Source organism: Streptomyces sp. NPDC059906 (assembly GCF_042730645.1).
GTDB lineage: Bacteria > Actinomycetota > Actinomycetes > Streptomycetales > Streptomycetaceae > Streptomyces > Streptomyces rubrogriseus.
Map to the genome: position 1 here is coordinate 175,989 of NZ_JBHWKU010000011.1, position 21,870 is coordinate 197,858.

General features: G+C 72.2%; 20 protein-coding genes and 2 pseudogenes. 17 read left to right on the forward strand and 5 right to left on the reverse strand.

The window, feature by feature from the left end:
* The first annotated feature begins 9 nt into the window (after window positions 1–9).
* Genes ACFV9J_RS19205 through ACFV9J_RS19220 form a run of 4 tightly spaced genes read left to right on the forward strand, consistent with a single transcriptional unit; the run spans window position 10 to window position 5,724 of the window.
* Entirely contained in the window at window positions 10–738 is a 729-nt protein-coding gene (locus ACFV9J_RS19205) for a class I SAM-dependent methyltransferase (RefSeq protein WP_385355816.1), read from the forward strand.
* Window positions 735–2,489, forward strand: a complete 1,755-nt coding sequence (locus ACFV9J_RS19210; protein WP_385355817.1) for an ABC transporter ATP-binding protein — start codon at window positions 735–737, stop codon at window positions 2,487–2,489. Before ACFV9J_RS19205 ends, ACFV9J_RS19210 begins: the two co-directional genes overlap by 4 nt.
* Window positions 2,486–4,249: an ABC transporter ATP-binding protein gene (locus ACFV9J_RS19215; RefSeq protein WP_385355819.1), complete on the forward strand. Its 1,764-nt coding sequence runs from the start codon at window positions 2,486–2,488 to the stop codon at window positions 4,247–4,249. The genes ACFV9J_RS19210 and ACFV9J_RS19215 overlap by 4 nt, the downstream gene beginning before the upstream one ends.
* Before the next feature lie 59 nt (window positions 4,250–4,308).
* Entirely contained in the window at window positions 4,309–5,724 is a 1,416-nt protein-coding gene (locus ACFV9J_RS19220; protein ID WP_385355820.1) for a salicylate synthase, read from the forward strand.
* A gap of 92 nt (window positions 5,725–5,816) precedes the next feature.
* Here ACFV9J_RS19220 and ACFV9J_RS19225 read toward each other — a convergent pair whose 3' ends face one another.
* Window positions 5,817–6,788 (reverse strand): SDR family NAD(P)-dependent oxidoreductase, encoded by a 972-nt coding sequence (locus tag ACFV9J_RS19225; RefSeq protein ID WP_385355821.1) that lies wholly within the window; start codon window positions 6,786–6,788, stop codon window positions 5,817–5,819.
* Between the two features lie 62 nt (window positions 6,789–6,850).
* On the opposite strand from ACFV9J_RS19225, the gene ACFV9J_RS19230 reads away from it, so the two are divergent.
* Entirely contained in the window at window positions 6,851–7,426 is a 576-nt protein-coding gene (locus ACFV9J_RS19230; protein WP_385355822.1) for a TetR/AcrR family transcriptional regulator, read from the forward strand.
* A gap of 52 nt (window positions 7,427–7,478) precedes the next feature.
* Here ACFV9J_RS19230 and ACFV9J_RS19235 read toward each other — a convergent pair whose 3' ends face one another.
* Window positions 7,479–7,847 (reverse strand): VOC family protein, encoded by a 369-nt coding sequence (locus tag ACFV9J_RS19235; RefSeq protein WP_385355890.1) that lies wholly within the window; start codon window positions 7,845–7,847, stop codon window positions 7,479–7,481.
* 84 nt (window positions 7,848–7,931) lie between these two features.
* Here ACFV9J_RS19235 and ACFV9J_RS19240 point away from each other — a divergent pair, with 84 nt between their 5' ends.
* A complete protein-coding gene (locus ACFV9J_RS19240) occupies window positions 7,932–8,387 on the forward strand; it encodes a MarR family winged helix-turn-helix transcriptional regulator (RefSeq protein ID WP_385355823.1) in 456 nt (151 codons plus the stop codon).
* A gap of 39 nt (window positions 8,388–8,426) precedes the next feature.
* Here the strand turns inward: ACFV9J_RS19240 and ACFV9J_RS19245 are convergent, their stop codons facing one another.
* Window positions 8,427–9,524, reverse strand: a complete 1,098-nt coding sequence (locus ACFV9J_RS19245; RefSeq protein ID WP_385355892.1) for a methyltransferase domain-containing protein — start codon at window positions 9,522–9,524, stop codon at window positions 8,427–8,429.
* Between the two features lie 293 nt (window positions 9,525–9,817).
* On the opposite strand from ACFV9J_RS19245, the gene ACFV9J_RS19250 reads away from it, so the two are divergent.
* The 7 genes from ACFV9J_RS19250 to ACFV9J_RS19280 all read left to right on the forward strand — a co-directional run bounded on the left by ACFV9J_RS19250 (window position 9,818) and on the right by ACFV9J_RS19280 (window position 17,651).
* A complete protein-coding gene (locus tag ACFV9J_RS19250; RefSeq protein ID WP_385355824.1) occupies window positions 9,818–11,233 on the forward strand; it encodes a family 2B encapsulin nanocompartment shell protein in 1,416 nt (471 codons plus the stop codon).
* A gap of 82 nt (window positions 11,234–11,315) precedes the next feature.
* Complete coding sequence (locus tag ACFV9J_RS19255; RefSeq protein ID WP_385355825.1) at window positions 11,316–12,638, forward strand: family 2 encapsulin nanocompartment cargo protein terpene cyclase; 1,323 nt, start codon at window positions 11,316–11,318, stop codon at window positions 12,636–12,638.
* A gap of 15 nt (window positions 12,639–12,653) precedes the next feature.
* Entirely contained in the window at window positions 12,654–13,550 is an 897-nt protein-coding gene (locus ACFV9J_RS19260; protein ID WP_385355826.1) for a geranyl diphosphate 2-C-methyltransferase, read from the forward strand.
* Window positions 13,551–13,665: 115 nt separating this feature from the next.
* Window positions 13,666–14,376, forward strand: coding sequence for a FadR/GntR family transcriptional regulator (locus tag ACFV9J_RS19265; protein WP_385355828.1), 711 nt, complete (start codon window positions 13,666–13,668; stop codon window positions 14,374–14,376).
* Complete coding sequence (locus tag ACFV9J_RS19270) at window positions 14,373–15,623, forward strand: CynX/NimT family MFS transporter (RefSeq protein ID WP_385355830.1); 1,251 nt, start codon at window positions 14,373–14,375, stop codon at window positions 15,621–15,623. The genes ACFV9J_RS19265 and ACFV9J_RS19270 overlap by 4 nt, the downstream gene beginning before the upstream one ends.
* A gap of 45 nt (window positions 15,624–15,668) precedes the next feature.
* Window positions 15,669–16,376: a TetR/AcrR family transcriptional regulator gene (locus ACFV9J_RS19275; RefSeq protein ID WP_385355831.1), complete on the forward strand. Its 708-nt coding sequence runs from the start codon at window positions 15,669–15,671 to the stop codon at window positions 16,374–16,376.
* Between the two features lie 129 nt (window positions 16,377–16,505).
* A complete protein-coding gene (locus ACFV9J_RS19280; protein WP_385355832.1) occupies window positions 16,506–17,651 on the forward strand; it encodes an FAD-dependent oxidoreductase in 1,146 nt (381 codons plus the stop codon).
* A gap of 30 nt (window positions 17,652–17,681) precedes the next feature.
* Here ACFV9J_RS19280 and ACFV9J_RS19285 read toward each other — a convergent pair whose 3' ends face one another.
* Complete coding sequence (locus ACFV9J_RS19285; RefSeq protein WP_385355834.1) at window positions 17,682–18,536, reverse strand: helix-turn-helix transcriptional regulator; 855 nt, start codon at window positions 18,534–18,536, stop codon at window positions 17,682–17,684.
* Between the two features lie 104 nt (window positions 18,537–18,640).
* Here ACFV9J_RS19285 and ACFV9J_RS19290 point away from each other — a divergent pair.
* Window positions 18,641–18,781 (forward strand): annotated as a pseudogene (locus ACFV9J_RS19290) (Atu4866 domain-containing protein); the annotation flags it as partial.
* Between the two features lie 39 nt (window positions 18,782–18,820).
* On the opposite strand, the gene ACFV9J_RS19295 reads toward ACFV9J_RS19290, so the two are convergent.
* Entirely contained in the window at window positions 18,821–19,471 is a 651-nt protein-coding gene (locus ACFV9J_RS19295) for an MBL fold metallo-hydrolase (protein ID WP_385355835.1), read from the reverse strand.
* 96 nt (window positions 19,472–19,567) lie between these two features.
* Here ACFV9J_RS19295 and ACFV9J_RS19300 point away from each other — a divergent pair, with 96 nt between their 5' ends.
* The 3 genes and pseudogenes from ACFV9J_RS19300 (at window position 19,568) to ACFV9J_RS19310 (ending at window position 21,870) form a co-directional block, all read left to right on the forward strand.
* Window positions 19,568–20,035, forward strand: coding sequence for a MarR family winged helix-turn-helix transcriptional regulator (locus tag ACFV9J_RS19300; RefSeq protein WP_385355836.1), 468 nt, complete (start codon window positions 19,568–19,570; stop codon window positions 20,033–20,035).
* Between the two features lie 55 nt (window positions 20,036–20,090).
* A pseudogene (locus tag ACFV9J_RS19305) lies at window positions 20,091–20,336 on the forward strand (aminoglycoside phosphotransferase family protein); the annotation flags it as partial.
* A 52-nt stretch (window positions 20,337–20,388) separates the two neighbouring features.
* Window positions 20,389–21,870: a sensor histidine kinase gene (locus ACFV9J_RS19310; protein ID WP_385355837.1), complete on the forward strand. Its 1,482-nt coding sequence runs from the start codon at window positions 20,389–20,391 to the stop codon at window positions 21,868–21,870.

Genomic DNA, 21,870 nt, shown 5'->3' on the forward strand with positions numbered 1-21,870 from the left:
GAGACTGCCGTGATCGACTACTACTCGGCCTCTGCCGAATTCTACGAACTGGTCGCCACCCGGCACACCGCCAGCAGCGGCCCCCCGCTGACCCGCGTCCTGACGGGCCTGGACGTCACGCACGGCCCGGTCCTGGAGATCGGCGCGGGCACCGGACGCGTGACCGAGGTCGTCGCCGCCGCGCTGCCCGAGGCGGAGATCCTCGCCGCCGAACCGTCGGCCACCATGCGGGCCATGCTCACCTCCCGGGTCGCCCGCGACCCGGACCTGCGGCGCAGGGTGACGGTGGTCGACGGCGCCGCGCAGGACCTCGTCCTGCCCGAACGGCTGTCCGCCGTCGTCATCTTCGGCGTGGCCGGGCACCTCACCGTCCCCGAACGCGTCGCGCTGTGGAAGCGTCTGGCGGACCGCCTGCCGGACGGCGCGCCCATCGTCGTGGAACTGATGGGGGTCTCCTCGCCCCGCCAGATCCCCCCGGTGATGTCCCTGAGAGAGACCATCGGCCGCCAGAGCTACGAGTGGTGGATCGGCGGCGAACCCGCCGTGGGCGACGCCATGCGGTTCACCACGACCTGGAAGGTCCTGCGCGACGGCCGCACCGTGCGCGAGGTCGCCGACAGCTACGACTGGCACACCTTCGACGTCGCCCGCCTGGCCCGTGAGGCAGGCATGACCAGCCGCCGCATCACCGAGGCGGGCGGCCGGCCCATCCCCGAAATCGGAGTACTCGTCAAGTGAAGTCACAACCGCATCCCTTGCGCGAGCTGACGGACCCCGTCCGGAGCCGACTGGCCGTCTCCGTCGGCCTCCAGACCCTCGCGGCCCTCGCCACAGCGGTGCCGTTCATCGCCGTCTCCGAGATCGCCGGCCGACTCACGACGGGGACCCCCGCCGACGGTGACACCCTGTGGCCGCTGGTCGCGCTGGCCTGCGCGGCGGGGCTCCTCGCCCTGGCGTGCGGCACCGCGGCCGGCGCCCTCGCCCACCTCGCCGACAACGACCTCCAGCTCGCCCTCCGCCGCCGGCTCGCCCGGCACATCGGACGGCTGCCACTGGGCCGGCTCACCGACCGGGGCACGGGCGAGGTCAAGCAGGCGGTGCAGGACGACGTGAGCGCACTGCACACGCTGTTCGCCCACACCCTGCTCGACGTCGTCGCCGTGCTCACCGCACCGGTCCTGGCCCTGGCCTACCTGTTCACCGTCGACCGGCGCCTGGCCCTGGTCAGTGTCGTCCCCCTGCTGCTGGGCGTACTCCTGTTCAGCCGGGCGATGGCGGGCGCCGCGGCCCGGATGGCCGAGTTCGGCGCCGCGCTGGGGCGGATCTCCGCCGCCGCCGTGGAATTCGCCTCCGGCATCGCCGTCTTCAAGAGCTTCGGCCGCGGCCGCAAGGCCCACGAGCGATTCGTCGACGCAACCGAGGGCTTCGCCGACTTCTTCTCCCGCTGGGTCCGCACCACCCTGGTCGGTTCCACCGCCGCCGTGCTGGTGGTCGCCCCGGCCGTGGTCCTGCTGCTCCTGACCGTGGTGGGCGCCGTGTTCGTCACCCAGGACCGGCTGACCGGCGCCGAACTCGTCCCCTTCCTGCTGCTGGGCCCCGCCGTCGCCGCCCCCATGGGCGTCGTGGGCCCCCGCATCCAGCAGATCCGGGCCGGCCAGGCCGCCGCCGTACGCATCACGGAGCTGCTGCACGCCCCGACCCTCCCCGAGCCCGCCACCCCCGTCCTGCCCGACGGCCACCACGTCTGCCTGCGCGGGGTCAGCTTCTCCTACGACGGGCACACCGACGTCCTGCGCGACATCGACCTCGATCTCGCGCCCGGCACGGTCACCGCGCTGGTCGGACCCTCCGGCTCCGGCAAGTCCACCCTGGCCTCGCTCCTGCCCCGCTTCCACGACGCCACCGCCGGCACGGTGACCCTCGGCGGCGCCGACCTCCGCGACATCCCCGCGACCGAGCTGTACCGCCGGGTCGGCTTCGTCCTCCAGGACGTACGGCTGCTGCGGGCGAGCGTCACCGACAACATCCGCCTGGGCCGCCCCGAGGCCACCGACGAGGAAGTCGAGCGGTGCGCCCGCGCCGCCCGCATCCACGACCGCGTCACGGCACTGCCCGACGGCTACGCGACCGAACTCGGCACGGCCGTCACCCTCTCCGGCGGTGAGGCCCAACGCCTCTCCATCGCGAGAGCCCTGCTCGCCGACGCACCCGTCCTGGTGCTCGACGAGGCGACCGCGTACGCCGACCCGCACTCCGAGGCACTGATCCAGGACGCGCTGTCCGCGCTCGCGGCCGGCCGCACCCTGCTCGTCGTCGCCCATCGGCTGTCGACCGTCCGCTCCGCCGACCGGATCGTGGTCCTGGAGGACGGACGCGTCACCGAACAGGGCCGCCACGACGACCTCGTCGCCGCGGGGGGCCGTTACGCCGCCCTCTGGGACGCCCAGAGCAGCAGCACGGACGACATCCGAGAAGGAAGTGCACGATGATCCGTCAGCTCTACCGGGTCCTCGGGCCGGAAGGCTCCCGTCCGCTGAACCGGCTGCTCGTCCTCCAGTGCGGCGCGGTCGTCCTCCAGGGCGTGGCCTTCGCCCTCCTGGTGCCCGTACTGCGTGCCCTGCTCGGCCCCGATCCCGACGACGTGTGGCCCCGGCTGGCGGCGTTCGCCGGCTGCGCGCTCGCGCACGCCGTGCTGCAGGGCGCGGCCGTCAGCGGCGGGTTCACCGTCGGTTCCCGGCTCTCCCGGGTGCTGCACCACCGTATGGCGGACCAGGCGCTGCGCCTGCCCCTCGGCTGGTTCGACGCCGGCCGCACGGCCGAGTTCAGCAGGCTCGCCGGACAGAACGTCATCCAGGTGATGAGCACACCGGCCCACCTGCTGCGCCCGTTCATCAGCTCCCTGCTCACCCCGGCGACGCTGGTGGCCGCCACGTTCTTCTTCGACGTCCGCACCGCTCTGGTGCTGCTGGTCTGCGTGCCCGTGCTGTTCGCCGTCCAGGCGGCGAGCAGCGCCGTGATGCGCCGGCTCGACCTGGGCCGCGACGCCGCGATCGGCGAGTCCGCCGACCGGGTCCTGGAGTACGCGCGCAACCAGCCGGTACTGAGGGCGTTCGGCCGGACCGCCGAGGGATACGGAGCCCTCGACGACGCCCTGGTGGCCGAGGCGCGCGCCGACCGGCGGCTCATCGCGCGGGGGCTGCCCGGACTGGTCTCGTTCTCCTTCGCCACCCGGCTCGTGTTCGCCCTGCTGCTCGCCCTCGGGGTGTCCTGGCACCTCGACGGCTCCCTCACCGCGCCCACCCTGCTGGCACTCCTGGTGCTGCTGGTCCGCCTGATCGACAGCGTGTCGTCGGCCGCCGAGGCCGGTGCCGGGATGCGCATCGCCCGCAACACCCTGGAACGCCTCGGCGCGGTCCTCGACGAACCGCCGTTCCCCCAGCCCGCCGAGCCGCGCACGCCGTACGACGCGAGCGTGGAGTTCGACAAGGTCGGCTTCCGCTACGACGGCGGCGCCGACCCGGTGGCCCAAGCAGCAGCGCGCCCGGTCCTGAACGACGTGACCTTCCGCCTGCCCGAGCGCAGCATGACGGCGCTGGTCGGGCCCTCCGGCGCGGGCAAGACCACGGTCGCCGGGCTGCTCGCCCGCTTCCGGGACACCACCGAGGGCACCGTTCGCATCGGCGGCGTCGACGTCCGCGAGATCGGCGCCGACGACCTCGCGGCCCACTTGTCCCTCGTCTTCCAGGACGTCTACCTCTTCGACGGCACGATCGAGGAGAACGTCCGCATCGCCGACCCGCACGCGGACACCGGCCGACTGGCCGAGGCCGCGGCGCTCTCCGGCCTCGACCGCGTGATCGAGGAACTGCCCGAGGGGTGGGCCACGAAGGTGGGCGAGGGCGGCGCGCGACTGTCCGGCGGACAGCGGCAGCGCGTGTCCATCGCCCGTGCGCTCCTCAAGGACGCCCCGATCCTCGTCCTCGACGAGGCCACCGCCGCCCTCGACCAGGAGAGCGAGGCGCTGTTCGCCCGGGCCGTGCGGGCCCTGGCGGCCCGCAGGACCCTCCTGGTCATCGCGCACCGGCTGAGCACCGTCGTGAGCGCCGACCAGATCCTGGTCCTGGAGGACGGCGAGATCACAGAACGGGGCACGCACGACGACCTGGTGGCGGCGGCAGGCACGTACGCCTCCTTCTGGGAACGGCGAGCGCAGGCCCACGGCTGGCGACTGGAGTCGGCCCCGTCATGACCCCCGACCCGACCACCCACGACCACCCCGGCCCAGCGGCAGAGAGAAGGCACGACACGATGAGCACCGGATCCCGGCACATCTGGGAGGCATGGGCGAGGTCCGTCCCACCGCTCGCGTGCGCGAGCACCCGCGAGCCCTGCCACGACCCGGCCGCCACCGCCACCCGCCTCGCACGGGCGGGCCTCGCGGGCCAGTACGTGGTGTACGAGTCGGAGGGCGGAGTCTGGCACTTCGCGGCGGGCTCCGACGCGAGCGTCACCGCGGACGCCACCGGCATCACCGCGCGGGCCGCCGGCCGTACCTGGACCTCGCGCACGGAGCGGCGGCCGTTGACGGCGTTCGCCGACGCCCTGGCCGCCCTGTCGCCCGTAGCCGCTCTGCCCGACGAGAGCGGCGAAGAGCGCCGCTTCTACGGCTGGGCGGCCTTCGAACTCGCCCACCTCCTGCACGCGGACCCCGCGACGGCCGGAGACCAGCCGCTGCTGCACGCCCTGATCCCGTCCGTCGAAGTGACCCTCACCGGCGACACGACGGTGGTCCGCGCGGTGGACGAGGCATGGGCGCGCAAGGTCGCCGACCTGCTCGCGGAGCCCGCGGCCGGGCAGACCGTCCACGACGAACCGGCGCGGGACCGGACCGAGGACGTCATCGCCGTCGGCACCGCCGCCTACGGCCGAGCGGTCTCCCGTACGGTCCGGGACATCCGAGCCGGGTTGCTGGAGAAGGCCGTGGTCTCCCGGCGGGTCCCGCTGCCCGCCGAGCCGCGCCCCGACTTTCCCGCGACCTACCTCGCAGGCCGCCGGGCCAACACACCGGCCCGCTCCTACGTGCTGGACCTCGGCGGATACCGGGCTGCCGGATTCAGCCCCGAGACCGTTCTCGAGGTCGGGGACGACGGGCGGGTCAGCACCCAGCCGCTCGCGGGCACGCGCGCCCTGGGTGCCGACCCGGCGGAGAACGAGCGCCGGCGCGCGGAACTGCTCAGCGACCCCAAGGAGATACACGAACACGCCGTGTCCGTACGTCTCGCCTGGGACGAGATGGCGGCCGTGTGCCGCCCCGGCTCCGTCGTGGTCGAGGAGTACATGGCGGTCCGCCCACGAGGATCGGTGCAGCACCTGGCCTCGCGGGTGACGGGCCGGCTCCGGCCGGACGCCGGTCCCTGGGACGCCTTCGCCTCCCTGTTTCCCGCGATCACCGCCACCGGCGTCTCCAAACGCGCCGCGCTCCAGGCCCTGGCCCGCCACGAGGAAGGGCCCCGCGGCCTGTACGGCGGGGCGGTCTTTTGGGGGAGTACCGGCGGCACCCTCGACGCCGCCCTCGTCCTGCGCACCCTGATCGGCGCGGGCGACGAGGCGTGGCTGCGAGCCGGCGCCGGGGTCACCGCCCAGTCCAGCCCCGAGCGGGAGACCGAGGAGACCCGCGAGAAACTCCGCAGCGTCGCCCCGTACCTGCGGTTCTCCCCCACCTGACCGGAACCGCGCCCTGCCACGGTCGTGCTCGGGGGAGGTCGGGAGGGAAGTCGCGTAGGTTCGGCTCACCGTCGGCACTCGGTACCGAGAGGTCAGGAGCGCAGCAGATCGGTCGAGACGGTCCACAGGCGCTCGGCGGCGGCGGGATCCAGCGCCCACTCCTTGACACCGTGCGGATGCTGCGCGAGGTCGGCATCGTTCGGCACCCGGTAGGCCTCCTGCCCATCGTCGAGGTAGTGGCCCCCGGAGTGGGCGAACTCGGGTCTGACGGCCGCCACGACACTGGTGGCGGCTCCCTGCTCGACCGTTTTGTACGTGAAGACTCCGGCAGCCTCGGCCGCGTCGAGCGATGCCTTCTGCCGCGGGGTGAAGTTCCGCTGCAGACCCGTCGCGACACCGCCGGGATTGACCGCGTTGGCGACGATGCCGTCGGACCCCCACCGGCGGGTCGCCTCGACGGCGAAGAGGGAGTTCGCCGTCTTCGACTGTGCGTAGGCGGTCTGCGGGTCGTGGCCGCGGCGCTCGAAGTGGAGGTCGTCGAAGTCGATGCCGGACCGCATGTGCGCCGTCGAACTCACCGAGACGATCCGTGCTCCGTCGCGCTCGGCCGCACCGCGGGCCAGGGCCCGGTGCAGCCCGGTGGCCAGGGCGAAGTGGCCGAGATGGTTCGTCGCGAAGTGCAGCTCCCAGCCCTCTGGTGTCCGTTCGAGCCCGCCGGTGACCACGCCGGCGTTGTTGACGAGCAGGTGGAGCGGGCCGTCCCACGCGTCGACGAACCGGGTGACGCCGGCCCGGTCGGCGAGGTCGAGCCGGACGACGCGGGGCGGGACCGCTCCGGTCGACCCGGCGATGGTCTCGGCGGCGGAGGCACCCGCAGCCGTGTTGCGCACGGCGAGCGTCACCTCCGCCCCGGCAGCGGTCAGCGCGCGAGCCGTCTCGATGCCGAGGCCGGAGGACGCTCCCGTCACGATCGCACGGACACCGGTGAGGTCGATGTCCTCCAGCACCTCGCCCGCGGTGCTGGAGGCGGTGAACGGCGTGGAGATGAGCGGGCGGGTATCCATGGCTCAACTATACGAACTGAACATGATTTGTATAGTGCGGCTCATGTTCGTATCCTCGCCGCATGAGCAGGAGCGACGCGGGCCACCCGACCACCCCGACAGGCGCGGATGCCGACCGCCGGACCATGGTTCTGGAGTCCGCCATGGCGGCGTTCGCGCGTTTCGGCTACCGGAAGACGTCGATGGAGGAGGTGGCGCGGGCCGCGCACATCTCCCGGCCCGGCCTCTACTTCCTCTTCTCCTCGAAGGAGAGTCTGTTCCGTGCCGCCGCCACCCAGGCCCTGCATCGCGACATCACCGCGGCCGAACAGGCCCTGGCCGACGGTGACCGCCCCCTTCCGGAGCGCCTCGTCGAAGCGTTCGACCACTGGGCGGGCCGCTATGTCGGCCCGCTGGCGCGCGACGTCGCGACGGTGATCGAGGACAATCCCGGCATCCTCGGAGAGGTCGTCGAGGTCCTGCCGCGACGTTTCGAGGAGCTGATCACGGACGCGATCACCGTCGCGACGGGACGGGAGGAGGCCGTCCGGATCGCGCAGACGATGATCAGCGCATCGACGGGACTCAAGCACCAGGTCGGGTCGAGGGAGTCGTACCTCGAACGCCTGGCGGTGGCCGTCGGTCTCCTGCTGCGCTGAAACGCTCCGGTGGCACCCCCGCTGGGCGTCGATGGTTGCGGCGTTCCGCCGGTCAGGCGCGGTCGTGGAGGGTGACGTGATAGCCGTCGGGGTCGGCGAAGGTGAACGTCCGGCCGAACGGGCCGTCGATCGGTGCGGAGACGATGGTGTGACCGTCGGCGACGAGGGCGTCGTGGATGGCCTGGACGCCGGTGCCGTGGAGCCAGATCGCGGCACCGATGCCGGGCTGGGTGACGGAGGCGAGATCGGTGCCGGGAACGACGTCGCGGAGTGCGAACGCGATCGGCTTCGTCTCGAAGACGACGGCGTGCGCGGGCCCGGCCTGCGAGCGGACGAGGCCGAGGTACTGCTCGTAGAACGCCCGCGAAGCGTCGAGGTCGCGTACCTGGAGGGAGACGAAGTCGGGACCGGTGACGGGCATGGTGATGCTCCTGATCTGCATGTCGGCATGTCGGACCTTCGTGTCAGATTCCTGACACAGGTCAAGGTATGTCAGAATGCTGACATGAGTCAAAAGGGTGCCGGCATCGACCTGGACAAATCACTGGGCTACCTGCTCAAAGAGGCTTCGAGTGCCCTGCGCGCGGCCATGGAGGAGGTGCTGCGGCCACTCGGGATGAGCGTGACGCACTACTCCTGCCTCGAACTGCTGGCCCAACGGCCGGGCTTGTCGAACTCGGAGCTCGCGCGGGGCGCGTTCGTGACCCGCCAGTCGATGAACGTGCTGCTCCAGGCCCTGGAACGGGACGGCTACGTGACCCGGCCCGCGGCGGCACCCGTCGGGAAGGCGCTTCCCGCGCGACTCACTCCTCGCGGCCGGCGGAGCCTGGAGAAGGCCACCGTGGCGGTCCGTGCCGTCGAGCTCAGAATGCTGGCCGGTATGACGGAGAGCGAGCAGGCGGGCGCGTTCCGGATCCTGCAGAGCATGATCCATTCCCTGCGCGACGACGAGGGCGTGTAGCCCCCGTCAACTCCCCGAAGGCCAGGGCCGGCGCCCAGGTCAAGCGATGAGCAGGCGGAGGCCGAGATCCGCCGCGTCGAGGGCGGCGAGGTCACTGTTGCGCTCGGCCCACCGGCCGGAGCCGAGGTCGTCGCCGAGACTGCGCACCGCCCGCCGCTCGGCCTCGGGCCCGACCCTCGTCCACACCGACGCGGCCCGGCGCACACGCTCCTCCAGATACGCCTCGGGCCGGCGCCAGTACGCCTCGAACAGACCGTCGGCGCAGTCCCACGGAACGGGCACCGGCTCGGCGCGGGCGCCGATCGCGTCGGCCATCCCGGCAAGCGAGGGAAACTCCGCGAGGACGGCGGCGAACTCGGGAAGGTAGTCGCGGGTGAGCCAGAACCGGTCCTGCCATCCGGGCTCGTCGGTGTCGAACGTGAGCACCACCACGCGGCGGGCCACGCGCCGCATCTCGCGCAGCCCCGCCATCGGGTCCCCCCAGTGGTGAACGGTGGAGACGGCCATCGCGACGTCGAAGGAGCCGTCCGCGAACGGCAGCCTCTCCGCGGCGGCGGCCACGCACGGCGCCGCCCCGGCAGGCCGCTGCTCCCGCATGACCGCCGACGGCTCCACCGCGGTCACGTCGCGATCGGCGGGCTCGTAGGAGCCGGTGCCCGCACCGACGTTCAACACCGTCCGCGCGTCCCCGAGCGCGTCCCAGATCCGCGCGGCGATCCGCGGCTCGGTACGCCGTGTCGTCGTGTACGCGCCGCCGATCTCGTCGTACAACCGTGCACCGAGCACTTCCAGTTGCTCCTCCGGTGTCACCTTCAGTCCCTTCGCCCGTACGTCGAGTTCCCTGTCGATGGCCGCCACCATGGCGTCGGCGCGCTCACGCCGCTCCAGCAGCAGGCCGCGCAGCCGGCGCAGGTGCGCGACGGCGTCGGCGGACGGGTCGCCGACGAGTTCCGCGACCTCCCGCAGTCCGAAGCCCAGCCGTCGATAGCCGAGTACCTCCCGCAGTCGCTCCACGTCGTCCGCCGAATAGGCCCGGTACCCGGCCGCGGTGCGCCCCGACGGCCGAACGAGCCCGATCTCGTCATAGTGATGCAGCGTGCGGACGCTCACGTGGGCCAACTCGGCCACGCGTCCCACGGTCCAGTGATCTTCCACGGCCCCGACTATGCCGCCTGACGCCACGTGAGGGTCCAGCCCTTCTCCCACGGAGAGATCTCAACCAACGGGCCGATAAACCGCATTCGACCGATTGTCACTGCTTCGGGGTAAGCCTCCCGTCACCTTGGTGGATGCGGCCGTTCCAGCAGCTAGCTTTCTGAAAAGCGGGCGGATTCACGTGGTCCCTCCGGCTCGTTGTCCACCCCTCCCGTCCGCCCGTCGGCGCAGCTGTGTGCGCCGGTCGACCCGTCGTGCAAGGAGAAGGCCTCCCGATGTCCGTCGACAGCATCCCGGAAGCTCAGACCCCACCCGAGGCACCGCAGCAGTCCCTGAGTACCGCGGCTGCCCGCAACCTCGCCGGCACCACCAAGTCCGTCCCGCAGATGCAGGAGATCACCTCCCGCTGGCTGCTGCGCATGCTGCCCTGGGTCGAGGCCGCAGGCGGCGCCTACCGGGTCAACCGACGGTTGCGCCACACCCTCGGCGACGGCCGCATCCAGTTCGTCCAGGAGGGCGCCCGGGTCCGGGTGATCCCCGGAGAACTCACCGAGCTGGCCCTGCTGCGCGGCTTCACCGACACGGGCGTCCTCACCGCCCTCGCCGACCGTTGCACGCAACGGGACTTCGCGGCGGATGAGGTCCTCGTCGAACGGGGCGGCCCCGCAGACCGCATCCACCTCATCGCCCACGGTCGCGTCAGCCAGACCACCGAGGGCAAGTACGGAGGAGAGATCACCACCGCGGTGCTCGCGGACGGCAGCCACTTCGGCGAGCAGGCGCTGGCGGACCCCGACGCCCGCCACGACCGCACCTTCACCGCCGAGACCTCCGGCACCCTCCTCACCCTCACGCGCGCCGACTTCACCGCGGTCCAGGCCTCCGCGCCGCAGCTGCGGGCCCACGTCGACGACTTCCACACGCGTGCGCGGCAGCGGCAGACCAAGCACGGCGAGGCCGAGATCGCCCTGTCCGCCGGTCACGTCGGCGAGGCCGAACTGCCCGGTACCTTCGTCGACTACGAACTGCGGCCGCGCGAGTACGAGCTCTCCGTCGCACAGACCGTCCTGAGGATCCACACCCGGGTCGGCGACCTCTACAACGGGCCGATGAACCAGAGCGAGGAGCAACTCAGGCTCACGGTCGAGGCCTTGCGCGAGCGCCAGGAACACGAACTCGTCAACAACCGCGAGTTCGGACTGCTGCACAACGCCGACTTCAAGCAGCGCATCCAACCCCGCACCGGCGCGCCGACCCCGGACGACATGGACGAGCTGCTCTGTCGCCGACGTGGCACGAAACTGTTCCTCGCCCACCCCAGGACCATCGCCGCCATCGGACGCGGCTTCAACGCCTGCGGTCTCTACCCCGACCACGTCGACCTGGGCGGGCAGTCCGTCCCCGCCTGGCGCGGCGTCCCCATCCTGCCGTGCAACAAGATCCCGATCAGCAAGGAGCAGACCAGCTCCATCATCGCGATGCGCACCGGCGAGAAGAACCAGGGCGTGATCGGCCTGCGTCAGACAGAACTGCCGGACGAGTACGAGCCGGGCCTCTCCGTGCGGTTCATGGGCATCAACGAACAGGCGGTCATCTCCTACCTGGTCAGCACCTACTACTCCGCCGCGGTGCTCCTGCCCGACGCCCTCGGAGTGATGGAGAACGTCCAGATCGCCCCGGTGTCGCGCTGAAGCCCCGCACCGTCCACAGGGCCAGCCCCGACCCGCCGCACGCGCAACAGCACGCCCACCCCGCCGCAGCAAGGAGCCGCCGATGCCCGACTCCGGGACCCTCGGAACACCACCCCCCGAGCAGGGGCCGACGCCGCCCACAACCCTGCCGGACGTCCCCGCCCCGGTGATCCCGAGCGCTTCGGTCACGCCGGCCGCGTCGGACTTCCTGGCCGCGCTGCATCCGCCGGTCACGATGCCCGAACCGGCACCACCCCCGGCGCCCGCCCCCGCCGCAGGGGACACGCTCGACACGGCCACGGGCGGCACCGCCCTCCAGCGGATCCTGCGCGGGCCGACCGGGCCGGGCACGACCTCGCTCACCCCGGCCGACAGGTACGGACGGCAACCGGATCCAAGGGCCCCGGCGTCCGCTCCGCCCGCCGCCGGGCGAGCCGTCCCCGGCCTCTACCACCACCCCGTCCCGGAACCCGACCCCGTGCGCGTCGAGGAGGTGAGCCGCCGCATCAAGCGCTGGGCCGAGGACGAGGTCCAGCTGTACCCCGAGGAATGGGAGGGGCAGTTCGACGGCTTCTCGGTCGGCCGCTACATGGTCGCCTGCCACCCCGACGCGCCGACCGTCGACCACCTGATGCTCGCGACCCGGCTGATGGTCGCGGAGAACGCGGTGGACGACTGCTACTGCGAGGACCACGGCGGCTCACCCGTCGGTCTGGGCGGACGCCTCCTGCTCGCGCACACCGCGATCGACCACTTCCACTCCACGGCCGAATACACGCCGATGTGGCAGGAGTCCCTCGCATCGGACGCCCCGCGCCGGGCGTACGACAGCGCCATGGGCTACTTCGTCCGGGCGGCGACGCCCTCCCAGTCCGACCGCTACCGCCACGACATGGCCCGGCTGCACCTGGGCTACCTCGCCGAGGGCGCCTGGGCACAGACCGGACACGTCCCGGAGGTGTGGGAGTACCTGGCGATGCGCCAGTTCAACAACTTCCGCCCCTGCCCCACGATCACCGACACCGTCGGCGGCTACGAACTGCCCGCGGACCTGCACGCCCGCCCGGAGATGCAACGGGTCATCGCCCTCGCCGGCAACGCGACGACCATCGTCAACGACCTCTACTCCTACACCAAGGAACTCAACAGCCCAGGCCGCCACCTGAACCTTCCGGTGGTGATCGCCGAGCGCGAGCAGCTCTGCGAACGCGACGCCTACCTCAAAGCCGTCGAGGTCCACAACGAACTCCAGCACTCCTTCGAGGCGGCCGCGGCCGATCTCGCGGAGGCCTGCCCCCTGCCCCCCGTGCTGCGCTTCCTCAAGGGCGTTGCCGCCTGGGTCGACGGCAACCACGACTGGCACCGCACCAACACCTACCGCTACAGCCTGCCCGACTTCTGGTAGAGAACGGACGTATCTGTGACCACTGAGACCACCGCCACCCAAACCCCCGCCACGGCGACCGCCACCGCGAGGATCCCGGCCCCGGCGACGCCGTACCAGGAGGACATCGCCCGCTACTGGAACAACGAGGCGCGGCCGGTCAACCTCCGCCTCGGTGACGTGGACGGGCTCTATCACCACCACTACGGCATCGGCGCCGTGGACCGTGCCGCGGTCGGCGACCCGGAGCACAGCGAGTACGAGAAGAAGGTCATCGCGGAGCTGCACCGGCTGGAGTCGGCGCAGGCGGAGTTCCTCATGGACCACCTCGGCCAGGTCGGTCCCGAGGACACCCTCGTCGACGCCGGCTGCGGACGCGGCGGTTCCATGGTCATGGCCCACCGCCGCTTCGGCAGCCGGGTCGAGGGAGTGACCCTGTCCGCCGCCCAGGCCGACTTCGGCAACCGGCGCGCGCGGGAACTGCGTATCGACGACCACGTCCGCTCCCGCGTGTGCAACATGCTCGACACGCCCTTCGACAAGGGCGGCATCTCGGCCTCGTGGAACAACGAGTCGACCATGTACGTCGACCTCCACGACCTGTTCAGCGAGCACTCCCGCTTCCTGAAGGTCGGCGGCCGCTACGTGACGATCACCGGCTGCTGGAACCCCCGCTACGGCCAGCCGTCGAAGTGGGTCTCCCAGATCAACGCCCACTTCGAGTGCAACATCCACTCCCGCCGCGAGTACCTGCGCGCCATGGCCGACAACCGGCTCGTGCCGCACACCATCGTCGACCTCACCCCGGACACGCTGCCCTACTGGGAGCTGCGGGCCACGTCCTCGCTGGTCACCGGAATCGAGAAGGCGTTCATCGAGTCCTACCGTGACGGCTCCTTCCAGTACGTCCTGATCGCGGCCGACCGCGTGTGAGCGACGCGGACTCCGACTGAACGACTGGTCCCAGCACGATGCGGCCCGTTCGCGGCCGCATCGCCTGGACAAAAGCATGATGTTCAAATGTCTGATGTTTGTGTAGGCTGCCGCCATGAAACGCATCAGCGCACCGCGACGGACAGCCAGCCTGTCCGCGCAACTGGTGGACAGCCTCCGCTCACACATCGAGGCGGGGGGCTGGCCCGTGGGGACGCGGATTCCGCCGGAACACGCCCTCATCGAGGAGCTCGGGGTCGGACGCAGCACGCTGCGGGAGGCGATCGGCGCACTGGTGCACCTGGGTCTGCTGGAGCCACGAGCCGGGGACGGCACGTATGTCTGTTCGTCGAGCGAGCTGCAGTCGGTCATGGTGCGGCGGGCGAGTTCCACGCAGCGGGACAAGGTGCTGGAACTGCGGACCGTTCTGGAGGAGTACGCCTCGGGAGCCGCGGCCCTGCGCCGGAGCGAGCGTCAGTTGCGGCAGCTGCGGGAGCTGCTGGCCGACGCCGACGCGGCCTGCGCCGGTGAGGATCCGGCCGCGGCCACGGGCGTCGACGCGCTGTTCCACCGGGCCGTGGTCCGGGCCAGCGGGAACGACCTGCTGATCGAGGTGTACGACCACCTCGGTACGGCGCTCACCGCGTCCCTCGGGGGCCTGCCCTGGGACGCCGTCCACGCCGGGGAGCACGCCCGTCTGCACCGGCGGCTGGTCGACGCCATCGAGGCCCGGGACGCGGGCGGCGCCCGGGACGCGGCGGCGGCGATCGTCCGGCTCACCCGCGACCACGAGACCGACACGCCGCGAGCTGCGGGGGAACAGTGAGTCCGCAGCCGGCTTCGGCCCCCCGCCAGCACTCCACCTCCGAAATACCGGCCGCCGACCGCGCCCAGTCCGCCCGGCCCGCCGTGTCGGTCGGGCTCGTCGTCGCGATCTGTCTCGTGGCGGCGAACCTGCGCACCACTCTCACCGGTGTCGGCGCACTGCTGCCGGAGATCGAGCACGGCAGTGGTCTCACATCGAGCTGGGGCGGGCTGCTGAGCACGCTCCCACTGCTGACGTTCGCCGCGACGTCGCCGCTGGTCGCCCGGGCTTCCCACCGATGGGGCAGCGCCCGCCTGCTGGTGGCGTCGCTCGGTGTGCTGGCCGTCGGAACGGTGGTCCGCTCCCTTCCCTCCGTCGTCTTCCTGTTCACCGGAACGGTGATCCTGTCCGCCGCCATAGCCTTCGGCAACGTGCTGCTGCCCGCCCTGATCAGAAGAAGCGTGCCCGCGCACCGCATCCAGGGCGTCAGCGCCCTCTACGTGACCGTCATGGGCCTCATGGCCGCGGTCTCCTCGGGCGTGTCCGCGCCGCTGGCCCACACCGTGCCGGGTTCCTGGCGCACGGCGCTCGCCTGGGGTGTCGCGTTCACCGTCGCCGCGTTCCTCGCCTGGCTGCCCCGGATGCGAGGTGACAAGCCCCAGGCGTCCACCGGTGGGACGCACAGCCCGGTGCCCTGGCGGTCGCGGCTCGCCTGGCAGGTCACCTTCTTCATGGGCCTGCAGTCCCTGGCCTTCTACACCGCCGTCGCGTGGCTGCCCAGCATCCTGATCGACCGCGGCACGAGCAGCACCACGGCCGGGTGGATGCTGTTCTACTACCAGGTGGTGTCCTTGGCTTCCAGCAGCCTACTGCCCCTGCTCACCCGCGGCCGGCACGATCAGCGATGGACCGCGGCCGGGGCCTCGGTCCTCGTGGCGGGCGGCTTCACCGTACTGGTCTCCGCTCCCGCGCTGTCCGTCCTGGCGTGTACCCTGCTCGGACTCGGCGGCGGCGCCTGCCTCGTCCTCGCGCTGACCTTCCAGAGCCAGCGCGCCGGCAGCTCCGGCGAAGCCGCCGCGCTGGCGGGCATGGCCCAGTCCATCGGCTACCTCGTGGCGGCGGCCGGCCCCCTCCTGCTCGGCATCCTGCACGACACCACGGACAGCTGGACGCTTCCGCTCACCGTCCTGGCCGTCCTCGGGATCGCCACGGCAGTCGCCGGACACGGGGCGGGGCAGGACCGGCATCTCCGTCAGGACCCCCGCTGACACGGTCCCGACCACGGGGCGAACGTGTTCGTTACGATCGGGGACATGGCAGCGAGAAGAGCCCCGATCAGCCGCCGGGACCGTCCGGCGAAGCCCGCACTGTCCCGGCGGTGGATCGTCGACACCGCGGTGGCGCTCATGCGTGCGGAGGGGCTGGAGAAGGTCACCATGCGCCGCCTGGCGCAGGAGCTGGACACCGGCCCCGCCTCCCTCTACGTGTACGTGGCGAACACCGCCGAACTGCACGCGGCCGTGCTGGACGCGCTGCTGGGCGAGGTCGACCTCACCGGTGCGGGCGCCGAGGAGGGCTGGCGCGAGCAGCTCCGGGCCGTGCTGACCTCGTACACCCTCGTACTGTTCGCACACCCGCAGCTCGCCCGGTCGGCCCTGGTCGCCCGCCCCAGCGGGGAGAACTACCTGCGTCTCGTGGAACGGGTCCTCGAACTGCTCGCCCGCAGTGGAGCCCCCGGTGCGCAGGTCGCCTGGGGCGTGGACAAGCTCTTGCAGGACGCCACCGCCACCGCCGCCGAGCAGGCGACCCAGGAACACGATCCGGCGTCCCACGAGGACTGGAGCGCCACCGTCCGGGCCCTGCGTGACGTGGACGAGGCCACCCATCCCGCGATCGCCTCCCACATGCCCCTGCTCATCGGGGGTTCCGCCCGCGACCGCCTGCGCTGGTCGTTCGACGTCCTCGTCAACGGGATCACCCGCACGCCCGTCCCCGGCCAGGCGCCGGGCACGGCCGGCTGAAGGGCCGCATTCCGGCTGCCGAACCCCTCGCTCGCTGTCCAGCACCTCTGTGAGCGCACGGGCGAACTTGTTCGCTACGAACATGTTCGTTACCCTGGAGGTGTCCCACCGCGCCCCCTGGAGGCCACCATGAGCACCCCCCACCACCCCATCGCGATCATCGGCGGCGGCCTGGGCGGCCTCACCGCCGCCCGGGTCCTGCACGTGAACGGAATCGAATCCGCCGTCTTCGACCTGGAGTCGGGCCCGGAGGCCCGCACGCAGGGCGGCATGCTCGACATCCACGAGGAGAACGGCCAGGAGGCGATCCGGGCCGCCGGCCTCCACGACGAGTTCCGCGAGATCATCCACGAGGGAGGCCAGGCGATGCGCCTGGTCGGCCCCGACGGCACGGTCCGTGTCGCCACCGGGGACGAGGGCGACGGCGGCCGCCCCGAGGTCGACCGAGGAGACCTGCGCGGCCTGCTGCTGAACTCCCTCCCCGACGGCACGGTCCAGTGGCGGCGCAAGGCCACCGGCGGCGCCCGGGCACTGGACGACGGCCGGCACGAGGTCACCTTCGCCGACGGCTCGGCCATCACCACCGACCTGCTCGTCGGTGCCGACGGCGCATGGTCCCGCATCCGGCCGCTGCTCTCGGACGCCGAGCCCGCCTACACCGGCATCTCCTTCGTCGAGACCGACCTGCACGAGGCCGACACCCGCCACCCGCGCAGCGCGGCCCTCGTCGGCGGTGGCTTCTTCATCTGCCTCGCCGACCGGCGCGGCTTCCTCGCCCACCGCGAGACCGACGGCAGCCTGCACGTCTACACCGCGCTCAGGGCCGACGAGGACTGGATCGACACCATCGACTTCACCGACCACGGCGCCGCCAAAGCCGCGGTCCTCGCCCACTTCGACGGCTGGGACGAGGGCCTGCGCGGCCTGGTCGCCCACGCGGAGACCATCACTGCGCGCCGCATCCACGCTCTGCCCGTCGGGCACCGCTGGAAGCGGACCCCCGGCGTCACCCTGCTCGGTGACGCGGCCCACCTGATGTCCCCGTTCGCCGGTGAGGGCGCCAACCTCGCCATGTACGACGGTGCCGAACTCGCCCTCGCCCTCGCCGCTCACCCCGGCGACACCGAGGCCGCGCTCACTCAGTACGAGGAGGGCCTCTTTCCCCGCAGTGAAGCGTCCGCCGTCGAGTCCGCCGAAAGCCTGGACACCATGTTCAGCCCGGACGGCCTGGAGCAGATGATCGGGTTCTTCGGCTCCGGCCGCGCAGAAGCGTGACCAGGCACTCACGGATCCCGCTCGCGACGCTCAGCTCGTGGCCGAGTCGGACGCGCCCTGCCGCCGCTCACCGGCGTGCAGCGAGCCGAGAAGGCCCAGGGCATGGGCCGACGGGCCGCCCGGCTCGGCGTGATAGATGACGAGTTGCTGCCCCGGAGCGTCACGGACGTCGAAGGACTGGTACGTCAGCGAGAGGGCGCCGACGTCCGGGTGGAGGAGCCGCTTGGCGTCCTGGGTCTTGCCGCGCACCAAGTGCTCCGTCCACAGGCGCCGGAACACGGCGCTGTGCTCGGTGAGCGTGTCCACCAGGCGCCTCAGACGCGGGTGCTCCGGATCAAATCCGTGTGCCTGGCGCAGGTTGGCGACGACGGCCTGGGCGGCTCGGTCCCACTCCTGGTAGAACTCCCGGCCCGCCGGGTCGAGGAAGATCATGCGGGCCAGGTTGTCCGCGGGCGTGAAGGGGGCGAAGAGCGCGTCGGCCAGGGCGTTGGCGGCCAGGACGTCGAGGGTGCGGCTCATGACGAAGGCGGGGGTGTGGGCGTAGCCGTCCATCAGCTGACGCAGCGCGGGACCGACCCGTTCGGTCGCGTGCAGCAGGTCCCGGCCGGCCGGTGACACCCCGGCCAGGCGGTGCAGGTGGGCGCGGGCCTCCGGGTCCAGGTGGAGCGCGCGGCCGAGAGCGTCGAGTACCTGCAAGGACGGGTGACGCTCGCGGCCCTGTTCCAGCCGGGTGTAGTAGTCGGCGTTGACCCCGGCCAGGACGGCGACCTCCTCGCGGCGCAGTCCGGCGACCCTGCGCAGGCCGTGGCTCGCCATGTTGACGTCCTGCGGCCGCAGACCGGCGCGGCGCGCGCGCAGGAACTCCCCGAGGTGGTTGTCGTCCATGCCGCCAAGGCTAGGCGGTGCTCCGGTGCGCCGCCCGGGTGTGCCGCACCCAGGCAGCGAACGCGCGGGACCGGCGCAACCGTGAGAACGCCGACGTGGTCGGCATGTGGGTGACCGCGGACGGCCACATCCGTCAGGAGCTGCTGCCGGACGGGCGCTACGACGAGGCCCGGGGGGACCGGCGCAGCGCGTACACGGGCCGCTACACGGTGACCGGCGACCACCTCGACTACGTCGACGACACCACGTAGGCGTCGGCACGCCGTGACCGGCGCCGCCGGACCTCACCCGATCCGGACACTCGCGCCCGGGGCCAGCCGACGGTAGCGAGCCGGGACCCCGGGCCCCCGCTCGCCGAGGAAGCCCTCGACCATCGCGGTGCCGACGTCGTTGAGGGCGCCGTCATGGACGGCGTAGGCGTCGTGGGGAGCGACCTCGCGCACGTAGTCGATCAGATCGCCGACCGTGGACCAGGGAGCGTGCACGGGCAGCAGCAGCGTGCCGACCGGAGTGCCGGGGACGGTCAGGGCGTCGCCGGGGTGGAACAGGGACTCGTCCACCAGGAACCCGATGTTGGGCATGCGCGGGACATCCGGGTGGATGACCGCGTGCCAGGTTCCGTGCACCGTGAGGTCGAAGCCCGCGACGCTGAAGGCGTCCCCGTCCCCGGTGGTGGAGACCTGAGCGCCGAGGCCGTCCAGCCGCTTCGCGACGGAGGAGTTGGTCCAGATGCGCAGACCCGGACGCGCCGCGGCCGCCCGGCGCAGCGCCTCCTCCGAAAAGTGGTCGAAGTGCTCGTGCGTCACGAGCACCGCGTCGGCGCCGTCCAGCGCCTCGGGGCCGGTCAGACCGCCCGGGTCGATGACCAGGCGGCGCCCGTCCTTCTCGAGCCGCACACACGCATGACCGAACTTGGTGAGTTCCACGACCGCCATGTCCTTCGTCCTTCCGCCTTCATCGAGCAGCACTCCTGCCCATAGGTACAACCTAACTGTACAACCAAGTGCGATACCTCCGGCTAGGATGGCTCCATGGACGAAGACGCGCTGGCCGAAGAGCTGCGGCGGTCGATCGGTGAGCTGGTCCGGGCGGTAAGAGCCGTGGACACCATGCCCCCCGGCGAAGCCGCCATCCTCGGATTCCTCGACCGCGACGGCCCGCTGACCACGGCCGACCTCGCCCGACTGCGCGGCGTCACACACCAGTCGGCCGCCAAGTCGGTCAAGGACCTCTCCGCCGCCGGCCTGGTCCGCGGGGAGCCGCACCCCGACGACGGCCGCAAGCTCCTGCTGCGCCTCACCGACGCCGGCCGCTCCCGTCTCCGGCGAGAGCGCACCCTCCGCGCGGGCGCCCTCGGCACCGCCATCCGCGAGACCTTCGACCCGGACGAAAGACGGCGGCTGAGCGAGTCGGTCGCCCTGCTGTCCCGCCTGACGACCCACCTCACCGGACGCCGACAGGCTGCCGCCTTCGAGGAGTCGGTCGGAGTTCACCCCTGAACGGCAGTCGTCGGCAGGTCCGCGGAAAACCGGGGGGACCGGCGATCACTCCCGGGATATTCCGAGCGTGCGACCCTGCGAGGAGATCGAGGCGCTGTCCCGCGTGCCGGTCCCGACCCCGCGGGTCCTGTGGCACAAGCCGCCCGTGCTCGCGATCACCGCACTGCCGGGGACGCCGGCGGCGGAACTCGACGACGAGTGCGCGTCGCTCGTGGCGGACGGCGTCCTGCCCGCCGACCTGCAGATCGCGCACGTCTTCGTCGACGGCGACGAGGTCACGGGCATCATCGACTGGACGGAATGAGACTTTCGGCAGTGGTCGGCCGCCGCCCGAGGTCCGTACCGTCACCTCCGTGGACAGCACACTGACCGACAGCGGGGCGGCAGCAACGCCCCAGCACACGCTCCAGCGGCGGCTACGTGATCCAGGAACCCTCCTCAACGCGGCCACCGCCGTGGCCGCCGGCCTGAGCGTGACCACCCTGTGGTGGGCGGTTCCGGCCGCCGTCACCGCGTTCCTCGCGGGACGCCGGCCCGGGCGGACGGCCCCGACGGCGCTCGCCCTGCTCGCGGTCCTCGCGGCCGGTGTGACGGCCCTGTCCGTCGTTCCCGCCTGGCTCCCGCTGGCCGGCCGGTTCGTGGCCGTGGTGGTCGCCGCCATGATGCTGCCCTGGTTCGCGGGCCGGTTCTGGTGCCAGTACCGCCAGCTCGTCCGGGCCGGGTGGGAGCGCGCCGGTCAACTGCAACGCGAGCAGCAACTGATCGCCGACCAGGCGAGGTTGCGGGAGCGGACGCGCATCGCGCAGGACATGCACGACGTGCTGGGCCACGACCTCAGCCTGATCGCCCTGTCGGCCGGCGCGCTCAAGCTCGCGCCGGACCTCGCGGAACACCACCAGAGGGCGGCGGCCGACATCCGGGCCAGGGCGGCGGCCGCGGTGGAACGCCTCGGCGAGGTGATCGGTGTCCTGCGGGAGGAGACCGGCGCGACGCCGGTCGAGCCGGACGACCCCGGCCTCACCCGGCTGACCTCCGAGGCGTCCGAGGCCGGCCTGCCCGTGGAGCTGCGCGTCGACGGCGAGGCGGACGACCTGCCGCCCGTGGTGGCGCGGGCGGCGCACCGGGTGGTGCAGGAGGCCCTGACCAACGTGGCCAAACACGCACCGGGCGCGAGGACCACCGTTCACGTGACGCATACGGCAACCGGGACGGACGTCGTCGTGGAGAACGGCCCGCCGCCGTCCGCCGACCGCGTGCGGACCCGGCCCGGCATCGGGGGGCTCGGCCTGATCGGCCTCGGGGAACGGGTGCGGCTGACCGGCGGCTCGTTCCGTCACGGGTCGCGCGACGGAGGGTACGCGGTCGTCGCCCGCATCCCGCACCACCCCTCGCCGCCCCCGCAGCACCCCTTGCCACCCCCGCTCACGACGCCCGCGCTCCCGGCCTCCCGCGGCGACGCGGTGCCGCAGGAACACCGCCGCGCCCGGCGCAGGGCCGGCCGGGCCCTGGTCGCCGCGGCCATGGTGCCCCTGGTGACGGCGGCGCTGCTGAGCGGGGCGCTCATGGTCTGGGAGACCCGGTCGGCGGCACAGTCGGTTCTGGACCCGCGTGACTACGCCCGCCTGCACGTGGGGCAAGATCGTTCCGAGGTGAGGCGACTCGTGCCGGAACGGCAGACCGATTACCGGCCGCCGGCCGACGAGCCGACGGGAGAGGGCACGACGTGCGAGTACTACGCGATGACGGCCGACCGCTTCGACGACCGGTCCGGCGACGCCTACCGGCTCTGCTTCCGGGAGGACACCCTGGTGTCCCTGGGTACGGTCGTCCCGTGA